This window comes from Pseudomonas sp. NPDC086112, from assembly GCF_044746425.1.
Lineage (GTDB): Bacteria > Pseudomonadota > Gammaproteobacteria > Pseudomonadales > Pseudomonadaceae > Aquipseudomonas.
This window is the reverse complement of the sequence record NZ_JBIVCD010000045.1, coordinates 37,614-48,158: the sequence shown is the minus strand read 5'-3', so window position 1 is coordinate 48,158 and position 10,545 is coordinate 37,614. Positions and strand designations below refer to the sequence as shown.

The 10,545-nt window shown below is 60.1% G+C and carries 11 protein-coding genes; all 11 read right to left on the bottom strand.

What is annotated here, in order from left to right; genetic code table 11:
• A partial coding sequence (gene fliL / locus ACIPLA_RS24385; RefSeq protein WP_401176620.1) for a flagellar basal body-associated protein FliL occupies positions 1-486 on the bottom strand: 486 nt, incomplete at its 3' end.
• Between the two features lie 218 nt (positions 487-704).
• A complete protein-coding gene (locus ACIPLA_RS24380; RefSeq protein ID WP_218394188.1) occupies positions 705-2,066 on the bottom strand; it encodes a flagellar hook-length control protein FliK in 1,362 nt (453 codons plus the stop codon).
• Between the two features lie 83 nt (positions 2,067-2,149).
• Positions 2,150-2,518, bottom strand: a complete 369-nt coding sequence (locus ACIPLA_RS24375) for an Hpt domain-containing protein (RefSeq protein WP_218394187.1) — start codon at positions 2,516-2,518, stop codon at positions 2,150-2,152.
• A gap of 31 nt (positions 2,519-2,549) precedes the next feature.
• Positions 2,550-4,253, bottom strand: coding sequence for a fused response regulator/phosphatase (locus ACIPLA_RS24370; protein WP_218394186.1), 1,704 nt, complete (start codon positions 4,251-4,253; stop codon positions 2,550-2,552).
• Positions 4,254-4,258: 5 nt separating this feature from the next.
• Positions 4,259-4,564 (bottom strand): STAS domain-containing protein, encoded by a 306-nt coding sequence (locus ACIPLA_RS24365; protein WP_401176615.1) that lies wholly within the window; start codon positions 4,562-4,564, stop codon positions 4,259-4,261.
• Between the two features lie 210 nt (positions 4,565-4,774).
• Positions 4,775-5,224 (bottom strand): flagellar export protein FliJ, encoded by a 450-nt coding sequence (gene fliJ / locus ACIPLA_RS24360; protein ID WP_218394184.1) that lies wholly within the window; start codon positions 5,222-5,224, stop codon positions 4,775-4,777.
• Between the two features lie 6 nt (positions 5,225-5,230).
• A complete protein-coding gene (gene fliI / locus ACIPLA_RS24355) occupies positions 5,231-6,589 on the bottom strand; it encodes a flagellar protein export ATPase FliI (RefSeq protein ID WP_123496036.1) in 1,359 nt (452 codons plus the stop codon).
• Entirely contained in the window at positions 6,579-7,388 is an 810-nt protein-coding gene (gene fliH, locus ACIPLA_RS24350; RefSeq protein WP_401176610.1) for a flagellar assembly protein FliH, read from the bottom strand. The genes fliI and fliH overlap by 11 nt, the downstream gene beginning before the upstream one ends.
• Positions 7,389-7,395: 7 nt before the next feature.
• Positions 7,396-8,415: a flagellar motor switch protein FliG gene (fliG, locus tag ACIPLA_RS24345; protein ID WP_109628582.1), complete on the bottom strand. Its 1,020-nt coding sequence runs from the start codon at positions 8,413-8,415 to the stop codon at positions 7,396-7,398.
• Entirely contained in the window at positions 8,408-10,195 is a 1,788-nt protein-coding gene (gene fliF / locus ACIPLA_RS24340) for a flagellar basal-body MS-ring/collar protein FliF (RefSeq protein WP_401176606.1), read from the bottom strand. Before fliF ends, fliG begins: the two co-directional genes overlap by 8 nt.
• 15 nt (positions 10,196-10,210) lie before the next feature.
• Positions 10,211-10,540 (bottom strand): flagellar hook-basal body complex protein FliE, encoded by a 330-nt coding sequence (gene fliE, locus ACIPLA_RS24335; protein WP_008072611.1) that lies wholly within the window; start codon positions 10,538-10,540, stop codon positions 10,211-10,213.
• Positions 10,541-10,545: the final 5 nt, after the last annotated feature.

Genomic DNA, 10,545 nt, shown 5'->3' with positions numbered 1-10,545 from the left:
AGTGCAAAGCAACTGTTCGATCACCAATTTGCCAAGCTCTTTCTGCGCCACTTCCTGGACGCTGGCCGTGGCCTTCTGACGCAACATTTCCTGGCCGACCGGAGTCGCCAGCGTGGCGAAATCCTGACCGGAAAACAGCATCACCAGGTTATTGCGAATCACCGGCATGTGGACTTTGAGCGCTTCCAGATCGGCCTGATTGCGGCCCTGCAGGGTGATGCTCACCTGCATGTAGCGCTGGCGACCGTTCTGGTTGTAGTTGGCCACGAAAGCCGGCGCCATGGGCTCGAATATCGCTGGCTGCTTGCCGATCACCGCCGTTTCAGCCGCAGGGGCAGGCTTGCTCTGGGCGCTGTGCATGAAGAACCAGGTCGCCCCCACGGACAAGCCGATCGCCAGCAACAGGGCCACGACGATCACAATGATCAGCTTGATTTTGCCTTTGGTTGCGGGGTCTTTCACTGGTGCTGCGTCGCTCTTAGCCATGCCAATAATCCGTCACTATTCGGGTTTTCACAGTCGCACGGCAAGGCAAGAGCAAGTGTTATGCCAGAAGTGTCGGGAGGGAGTAGAGGCGCAGGCTTAGATCGAAGGAACCGTAGGAGCGAGGCTTGCCCGCGAAGAACGATAACGCGGTTTATCGGTTAAACCGCGTTATCGTTCTTCGCGGGCAAGCCTCGCTCCTACAGGGGTATTGCGTTTGATCAGGCGTAGTAGTCGACGGCGCTGGAGCCAATCACGCTGGTGGTGTTGGCGGCTACTTCAGCGACAGTCGCAGGAAGCTCTTCATCGACAGAATCGAGTCGACCGCCATTGGCGTTGGCACGCCCACCCTGCCCCTGTTGAGCCTGCTCCTGACCCTGCCCCTGCCAGCCACGGGACTGATCGGAAACGTTGACGTCGACCTGGCCCATGCCCTGTTGCGCGAACATGTCACGCAGGCGATGCATTTGCCCGTCGAGCGCTTCACGAACGCTTGGATGGGCACTCATGAAGGTCACCTGGGTCTGCTGATCCGGAACCATGTTCACCCGAATATCCAGGCGCCCCAGCTCGGCCGGCTGCAACTGAATGTCGGCCGCCTTGAGATTGGCGCTGGACAGGTACATGACCCGGTTGACCACCTCTTCGGTCCAACCGCTCTGATGCATGGCGATTGGCTGGTTTACCGGTAATGCATTGGCAGTCTTCGGCGTTGCCGCCTGGGTCAATGCCGCCAGACGGTTGGCGAAATCATCGACACGGGTATCGCTGCTGGCGGACTTGAGATCCTTGAGGCCGTCATCGATCAGGCCACTGAAAGCCTTCTCGCCGCCCTGGCTGGTGCTGTCCTGATCGGCTTGCACATCGAGCATGCCCGCCATGCCCGTGGCAAAGTTCTGTGCCGAAGTTGGCTCGCCGTCGACTTGAGCCGAGGTCGGTGCCGCTTTTGGCTGGGCCTGGCTGGCGGGCGAAACGTGCCCGCCCTGCTCCATGGCCATGCGCACGGCTGGCAGCGCATCGAGAGGATCGGCTTCGGGATCGAAATCCGGATCGATGGTTGCAACAGTCTGTGCCGCAGCCGCAGTAACGACGGCAGCGACAGGTGCCTCAACTTGTGATTGCGCAGTGGCCACAACTGTTGGCGTTTCCAGCACAGGAGCTGGCAACACCGGCTGCACCACCAACGCAGGATCGAGGGCCGGATCGACAGGCGCGGTATCGGCCACCGGCGTCGACGCCTCGGCCGTATCCGACGCGTCATCGCTGGCCGTCTTGTCGTCAGCCTGCGCCGGTTTATCGGCGGGCAAGGATTTGCCGCTATCGGCAACCGTCGGTACCGGGGCGGCAGACTCGTCGTTGCTCACGTCCTTTTTGCCGACGCTGTCCGAGACTTTGTCGCGCGCGGGTTTAGCCGAGCCGTCCGCCATGGCGGAGGGTTTATTCTGCGCCTGATTGGCATAGACCTGAGCGAAGCTGGAGGCCTTGTCCCCGGGCTCGGCCGTCAGCGCCGGTGCATTGGCGGACGCGGCTTGAGCCTTGGCCGTCGTGGCGGCCTGAAGAAGGATGTTTGGGGTAACGGGCATAAAACGGTCTCCGCTGCACTGGGATCGTAGGTACAGTTGAGCAAGTTAACTGCAAGGGTCGAGCCAGCTTTGTTCGCTGGCTGCTAAAAACGCCGGACGGATGCTGGTTCAGCCTGGGAACGCTGGCGTTCCGCTTCGTAGAGCGGTCGGACAATAGCGAATTCGCCGTCAATGTCATCAATGAGCCGCTCAATGCCGACGAGACTCTTTTCTTTGGCACGCTGCTCCAGCTCACCGCACAGCTTGGCCAGATAACTGGCGCCCATGTTGCTGCTGCTACCTTTGAAACTATGGGCAGCATTCATAAGCTGCGCGGCGTCCTCGGCCTTTCGCAGGACGCGTAAACGCTCTTCGGAATCGGCGAGAAAGGTATCGAGCAATTCTGGATACCCGTCCTCCATCACTTCCTGCAACGCGCTCAGCACGTCGCGGTCCAGATGTGTGTCGTCCACTTGTTCACTCCTTGATCAAGAATGCCTGGCATTATGCCAGAGCCTCCCAGAAAAACTCCACGCGAGCACTTCTTCCATTATCGGACCAGGTCGCATGATCGCTCAACTGGCGGATCAAATTGACCCCACGTCCTGACAGACGGACGTCATCGACGGGACGCGCCATGACCCGCGCCACATCGAAGCCTTTGCCACTGTCTTCGACCCGCACCACCAGGCAACCGCCCTCGCCTTTTGGCGTCACCTGCAAATGCACCCGCACATAGCCATCGCGCAACTCGTCCAGGCGTGCATTGCGCTGCTGATAATAACGCGCAAAACCTGCCGCATCGCGTTTCAAACTCGAATCCAGGCCCAACACGCCATGCTCCAGAGCATTGGAATAAAGCTCTGCCAGCACACTGTAGAGTGCGCCACTCTGAGCGCGCAGACCATGCACCTCAAGCAGCAACTGCAACAAGTACGGCAGCGGATTGAAGCGCTTGAGGGTGGCGGCGCGGAACTCGAAACTCACCGACCAGTCCAGCGGGCACGACTGGCCGCTGTCGGAATACACCGGTGCCGGAGGGCTCAGTTGCGCGGCTTCCAGCAGACGGACCTCGACCATGCTCACGTCATCACGAGCCTCGCCACGAAAATCCCGCAGTGCCTGCTCGATCTCTTCAAACAGTGCATCGGGCTGACGATTGGTTGCAAACACTTGCTCCAGCCGCTCTACGCCAAACAACTGCTCATTGGCATCACAGGTATCGATCACCCCATCGGACAACAGGAACACCCGATCGCCGACGGCCATCGGGAACACCTCGGTGCGATCATCGAAGGTTTGCGAGCTCAGTACGCCCAGCGGCAAGTGCCGTGCCGTCAGCGCCGTGCGCTCGCCACTGGCGATACTGTGCAGGTAACCGTCCGGCATTCCGCCGTTCCAGACCTCCACCGACCCTCGCTGAAAGCTCAGGCACAGCAGCGCCGCACAGCAGAACATGTCCACCGGCAGAATACGTTTGAGCTTGGCGTTCATCTCGCGCAGGGTTTCGGACAAACCGTAACCCTTGGCCGTCATGCCATAGAAGACTTCGGCCAACGGCATGGCACCGACAGCGGCCGGCAAACCATGGCCGGTAAAATCACCGAGCAGCACATGCATGTCGCCAGCCGGAGTGAACGCGGCCAGCAACAGATCGCCATTGAACAGCGCATAGGGCGATTGCAGGTAACGGATGTTCGGTGCATTCAGGCAACCGGAGTGGGCGACCTTGTCGAACACGGCTTTGGCTACACGTTGTTCGTTGAGCAGGTAATCGTGGTGCCTGGCGATCAGGTCGCGCTGCTCCAGCACCGTGGCTTGCAAACGTCGCAAGCGGTCCATCGCCTTGACCTTGGCCGCGAGGATCACCTGGTTGTAAGGCTTTGCCAGAAAATCGTCGCCTCCGGCCTCCAGACAACGGGCCAAGGCTTCGCTTTCGGTCAGCGACGTCAAAAAGATGATCGGCACCAGGGTTTCGCCGGCCAGCGCCTTGATCTGCTGCGCCGCCTCGAAACCGTCCATCACCGGCATCATGGCGTCCATCAGTACCAGATGCGGTCGTTGCGAGCGAAATACTTCGACCGCTTCGGCGCCATTGGCAGCCGTCAACACTTCATGGCCCTGGCGCCGGACGATCGTCGACAGCAGCATGCGATCGGCCGCGCTGTCTTCGGCGATCAGAATCGTCAGCGGTTCGAGCGACTGCATGACGGTCAACTGATGTCGAACAGTTTGTCGAAATTGGAGATGGCGAGGATTTTCTTCACATCGGAACTGCTGTTGACGACGCGAATATCGGAGGTGTCGCCACCGGCGTGATCACGCAGCAAGAGCAGCATGCCCAGCGCAGAGCTGTCGAGATAAGTGGCTTTCTTGAGGTCCACCACAATGGAATCGGGTTTACTGCTGAGTTTTTCGTAGGACTCGCGAAACTCCTGATGCCGACCGAAATCGAATCGTCCCTCGATCGAAATCGTCAGCTTTTTTCCATCTTGAGATACTTCTGTAACGACTGACATTTCACGGCTTCCTTGTCATTGGCGAACGAACGTACGTGTACAAGGTTTAGCACCTGATGGGGGCTGGAGCAAGGCTGAAGAGTTGTTCGGTTTGTGAAATCGACTTCGCGGGCAAGCCTCGCTCCTACGAAAAATGGTCGAACACACCGTTGCGCTCGACACTGCCTCTGTAGGAGCGAGGCTTGCCCGCGAAGAACGATAACGCGGTCTTCAATACGGATCGTGACGCGGCAACCGCTGGGACAGCTCATCGAGCAGCTTCTGCTCGCGCTTGTCTTCCAGTTGCCGCGCTTCATCCCTGTAGCGCTGAACCAGTTTGCGCAAGCCTTCGACCCGGGCAAACGCCTGCTGCCAGGCTTCCCGGGATTTGTTCAGGTTATTTTGGTGCCAGTTCAGGCTCTGACGCTGCTGGTCGATGGCCGTGCCCAATTGCGCGAGAAAACCCTGATAACCCAGCAACCATTGGCCCGACACGCCGCTACTGCCGCGTACGATCCATTGTTCCTGGTATTCGAGGCGGAAGTTTTCCAGGTCGGCGAGTTTGCTTTCCGCCAGGCGAACCTGGCCCTGAAAGTGCCCCAGGCGCAGGACCGCGGTCTTTTCGGCCTTTTCAGCCATTTCCACCACAGGCGCCAGACGTGCTGCGCGGCTCGAGGCCATGACGGGTTAACCGCCCGGCGCTGGCGCAAAGATCGAAGCGAGATGGTTCTCGCTGGCGCCCATGCTGATGTTGTCGTTCAAGCCCTGGCGCAGGTACATGGTCATGGCCGGTTGCAGACTGATCGCGGTATCGGTTTCCCGATCACCGCCAGACACATAGGCGCCGACACTGATCAAGTCGCGGCTCTGCTGATAGCGCGACCAGTATTGCTTGAACGTCTGCGCGTGGTTCATGTGCTTGATGCCCACCACCGACGGCATGACCCGGCTGATGGAGGCTTCGATATCGATGGCCGGGTAATGCCCTTCCTCGGCCAGACGCCGGGACAGCACGATGTGTCCGTCGAGCACACCCCGCGCCGAGTCGGCGATCGGGTCTTGCTGATCGTCGCCTTCGGACAGTACCGTGTAGAACGCGGTGATCGAACCGCCGCCCTTTTCAGCGTTACCGGCACGTTCCACCAGTTTCGGCAACTTGGCGAACACTGACGGCGGATAGCCTTTAGTCGCTGGAGGTTCGCCGATGGCCAGGGCGATTTCCCGCTGGGCCTGGGCGAAGCGGGTCAGGGAATCCATGAGTAAGAGGACGTTCTTGCCCTTGTCGCGAAAATACTCGGCGATTCGCGTGCAGTACATGGCCGCGCGCAGACGCATCAGTGGTGCGTCGTCCGCTGGCGATGCCACCACCACCGAACGCTTGAGGCCTTCTTCACCGAGGATGTGCTCAATGAATTCTTTAACTTCTCGCCCCCGCTCACCGATCAGCCCGACGACAATGATGTCGGCCTCGGTGAAGCGGGTCATCATGCCCAGCAGCACACTCTTGCCCACGCCAGTACCGGCGAACAGCCCGAGCCGCTGACCGCGACCCACCGTCAACAAACCGTTGATGCAGCGAATGCCCACGTCCAGTGGCTCGCTGATCGGTTCGCGCTTGAGCGGGTTGATCGTCGGGCCGTCCATCGGCACCCAATCTTCTGCCTTCATGCCACCCTTGCCATCCAGCGCACGTCCGGCGCCATCGAGCACCCGCCCGAGCATGCTCATGCCCATGGGCAAGCGACCGGTATCAGCCAGGGGAACCACACGGGCACCGGGGGCGATGCCGGCGACGCTGCCAACTGGCATCAGAAAGACTTTGCTGCCAGAGAAACCCATGACCTCGGCTTCAACCTGCACCGGGTGATAACTGTCATCGTTGATGACCATGCAGCGGCTGCCCATGGCGGCGCGCAAGCCTTCGGCCTCGAGGGTCAGGCCGACCATGCGCAGCAGGCGACCTTCGAGGATCGGCGCACTGGCAAGCTCCGTGGCCTCGGCGTAGCTGCCGAGGCGCTTGGCAAAGCTGGTGCGATCAAGGCGCATCGGGATCGTCCAGTGTCGGCTCGACCGGTGTAACCGCGGGTTTTTCGTCGATTGGCAGTTCCAGGCTCAGGTCCGGCGCGGCCGGGTGCAGCGCCTGATCGTGCAATTGATCGAACAGCTTGGCCATGACCTGGGTAACACGGGTTTCGATGGTGGCGTCGATGCGGCTGTGCTCCGTTTCGACCCGGCAGCCGCCCGGCAACAAGGACTCGTCCTCGACAATGCGCCAGGTTTCTTCATGGCGCTCGCGCAGGGCTTTGACCTGCTCGAAATCCTGCGGATTGATGTACAGCCGCACATTGCCCACACCCAGCGGCAAAAGCTTGAGCGCTTCGCGCATGACGTGTTCGATCTGCGTCGAGTCGATGGCCAGTTCGCGCTGAATCACTTGCCTGGTGATGTGCTGCACGAGGTCAACCAGCGACTTTTCGATCTGCGTGTCCTGCTCGGCAATCGGCTCGAACAGGTTGGCCATCAGTTGTTCCAGGCCCGCGATCTTGGCCGTCAGGGCCACTTCGGCTTCCTGACGGACCCTGAGCGTGGTGCTGTGGAAACCTTCTTTTTCGCCAACGGCGAAGCCTTCGTTGTAGGCCTCCTGGCGAATGCTCTCGAGCTCTTCGAGGGTCAGTGGCTGGACTTCTTCCAGCGGCACTTCTTCCATTTCCGGCGGTTCGGGTTCCGGTTCCGGCTCGGGTTCCGGCACAAACGGGTCGAAGCTGGGCAACGACCAGATGTCGAAACCACCGACGTCCTTGGCACGGATCAGGTCGGTATTGGACTCATCATGTTTGGACGACATAGTGACCTTAGATCATCTCTTCGCCGCCCTTCCCGCCGAGAACGATTTCTCCGGCTTCGGCCATACGGCGGGCAATGGTGAGGATTTCTTTCTGCGCAGTTTCCACGTCGCTGACGCGCACCGGGCCTTTGGCCTCGAGGTCGTCGCGCAACAGTTCGGCCGCCCGTTTGGACATGTTCTTGAAGATCTTTTCCTTGACGCCTTCGTCCGAACCCTTGAGGGCCAACACCAGGACGTCCGAGGACACTTCGCGCAACAGCGCCTGAATGCCACGGTCGTCGACATCGGACAGGTTGTTGAACACGAACATGAGGTCTTCGATCTGACCGGACAGGTCTTCGTCGACTTCGCGGATCGAGTCCATCAGCTGACCTTCGATCGAGCTGTCGAGGAAGTTCATGATGTCGGCCGCACGCTTGATGCCACCCAGGGTGGTGCGCGAGGCATTCGAGTTGCCGGAGAACTGCTTCTCGAGAATCTGGTTGAGTTCTTTCAGGGCTGCCGGTTGCACGGTGTTCAACGAAGACACCCGCAGGATGATGTCCAACCGGACCTTGTGGTCGAAGTTGCCCAGCACTTCACCGGCCTGATCCGGGTCGAGGTAGGCGACCACGATGGCCTGGATCTGCGGGTGCTCGTAACGGATCACGTCGGCGACGGCGCGCGGCTCCATCCACTTCAGGCTGTCGAGGCCACTGGTGTTGCCGCCCAGCAGGATCCGGTCGATCAGGCCGTTGGCCTTGTCTTCGCCCAGTGCCTGAGTGAGCATTTTGCGCACGTAGTCATCGGAGCCGACACCCAGGCTGGTCTGGTCGCCGACGATGTCGACGAACTCGCTCATCACCTGTTCGACCTGCTCACGGTGCACATTGCCCATCTGGGCCATCGCCACGCCCACACGCTGGACCTCTTTGGGCCCCATGTGGCGCAGCACTTGCGCAGCATCGGTGGAACCGAGGGACAGCAGCAGAATCGCGGCTTTGTCGACCTTGGTCAGTTTGGCGGCAACGACTCGGTTATCACTCATCTGCGTTAATCCACTCTTTCACGACCTGGGCCACGCGACCCGGATCTTCTGCCACCAGACTCTTGATTGCGTTCAACTGTGCGTCATAGCCTTCGCTCGGGCTCGGCAGCAGGATGCTGGTCGGGCCACCAAGGCTGACGCGGTCGCTGGACAGTTCGCCGTCCAGGCCGCCCATGCCTCCGAGCTCCACGTCGCTGCCCAGGCCTGCGAGTTGCTTGTCTTTGCCGCCACCGGTGATGTTGTTGAGCACCGGACGCAGCACACCGAACACCAGCACCAGGATGAACAACACACCCAGCACTTGCTTGACGATGTCCCAGAACCACGGCTGGGAATAGAATGGAATCTCGGCAATCACTTCACCGCGCTCGGCGGAGAACGGCATGTTGATCACACTGACGCTGTCGCCACGGCTGGCGTCGAAACCGACCGCGTCCTGAACCAGACGCGTGAAGCGCGCCAATTCATCGGCGCTCCACGGCGCGCGAGTCGTTTCGCCGTTGGCCGCGTTGACCTTGAGCTGATCATCCACCACCACCGACACCGACAGGCGATTCAAACGGCCCTGTTGCTGTTTGGTGTGACTGATGGAACGGTCGAGTTCGAAGTTCTTGGTGGATTGTTGACGCTTGTCCGCCGGGTACGGCGCCAGCATCGGCTGGCCGGTGGCCGGGTCCATGATTTGCTGACCGTTGGCATCGAGCAATGGCTGGCCTGGTTGCACCATCCCGGCCGACGCGGTGGCGCCACCGGTGGTTTGCGGCGCCGAGGCTGGCGATGGCGGCTGGTTGCTCAGGGCACCCGGCACACCTTGCGGGCCATTGCTGGCGGTGCGCTGTTCGTTGACCGATTGCTCACTGCGCAACGCCGGCTGATCCGGGTTGAATTGCTCGGAAGTCGACTCGACGGCGCTGAAATCCACATCGGCCGACACTTCGGCTTTATAGCGATCATTACCCAACACCGGTTGCAGGATGTTGTGTACACGCTGGGTCAGCATGCTTTCCATGCGACGGCTGTAATCGAATTGCTTGCCGGCCATGGTCAGTTCGGAGTTTTCCGCCTGATCCGACAGCAGGTTGCCCTTCTGATCGACCACTGTGATCTGCGACTTGCTCAGTTCAGGAACGCTGGTAGCAACCAGATTGATGATAGCGACGACCTGGCCCGGCTCCAGCGAGCGACCGGAATAGAGTTCAACCAGAACCGAAGCGCTGGGCTTACGCTCGTCACGCACGAACACCGAACTTTTCGGAATCGCCAGGTGCACGCGGGCACCCTTGACGTTGTTCAGGCTGGAAATGGTCCGGGCCAGTTCGCCTTCGAGGCCGCGACGATAACGGGTCGCTTCCATGAACTGGCTAGTGCCCAGCCCCTGCTCCTTGTCGAGGATCTCAAAACCGATGTTGCCGTCGCTGGGAGTGACACCAGCGCCCGCGAGCTTGAGCCGCGCACGGGACAGGTCATCGGCCTTGACCAGCAAGGCACCGGAGTTCGGTTCAACGGTATAGGGGATGTCGGCTGCGGCCAGGGTTTCCATGACCTGCTTGGCGTCCATACCGGCAAGGCTGCCGTACAGAGGCCGGTAGTCTGGCTGCTGGGACCACAACACCACGGCAAAACCAATCGCCACGCTCGCGGCCAGGCCGACCAACAGGCCCACCTGACGCAACATGGTCATCTCGGAGAGGTTTTCCAGGAAGGACAACCCGAACAGCGGCGGTTTGCCGTCTATTGGAGTGGCCTTGGCCGGAACATTATCGGCGATTGCTTCTGCCATGACTCAATCTCGTCCTTAAACCGGCATCTGCATGATGTCTTGGTATGCCTGAACCAGCTTGTTACGCACTTGGGTCAACGCTTGAAAAGACACGCTGGCCTTCTGCGAGGAAATCATCACGTCCGTCAGATCGACGCCGCTTTTACCGATCTCGAAAGCACTGGCCAACTGATTTGACGCCTGCTGGGTGTCGTTCACTTTATTGACGGCCTGACCGAGCATGTCGGAAAAGCTGCTGCCACCCAATTCAGGGACTGCGGCAGTCGATTTCGGCGCAGACATGGCATCCATTTGCATGGAGCGCATATCCAGCATCAACCGATTGAATTCAATACCTTGGCTCATGGTTT

Coding starts and splice junctions, on each gene's coding strand:
- ACIPLA_RS24380 (WP_218394188.1), bottom strand. CDS start 2,066: ATGCCCGTTACCCCAAACATCCTTCTTCAGGCCGCCACGACGGCCAAG.
- ACIPLA_RS24370 (WP_218394186.1), bottom strand. CDS start 4,253: ATGCAGTCGCTCGAACCGCTGACGATTCTGATCGCCGAAGACAGCGCG.
- ACIPLA_RS24365 (WP_401176615.1), bottom strand. CDS start 4,564: ATGTCAGTCGTTACAGAAGTATCTCAAGATGGAAAAAAGCTGACGATT.
- fliJ (WP_218394184.1), bottom strand. CDS start 5,224: ATGGCCTCGAGCCGCGCAGCACGTCTGGCGCCTGTGGTGGAAATGGCT.
- fliI (WP_123496036.1), bottom strand. CDS start 6,589: ATGCGCCTTGATCGCACCAGCTTTGCCAAGCGCCTCGGCAGCTACGCC.
- fliH (WP_401176610.1), bottom strand. CDS start 7,388: ATGTCGTCCAAACATGATGAGTCCAATACCGACCTGATCCGTGCCAAG.
- fliG (WP_109628582.1), bottom strand. CDS start 8,415: ATGAGTGATAACCGAGTCGTTGCCGCCAAACTGACCAAGGTCGACAAA.
- fliF (WP_401176606.1), bottom strand. CDS start 10,195: ATGGCAGAAGCAATCGCCGATAATGTTCCGGCCAAGGCCACTCCAATA.
- fliE (WP_008072611.1), bottom strand. CDS start 10,540: ATGAGCCAAGGTATTGAATTCAATCGGTTGATGCTGGATATGCGCTCC.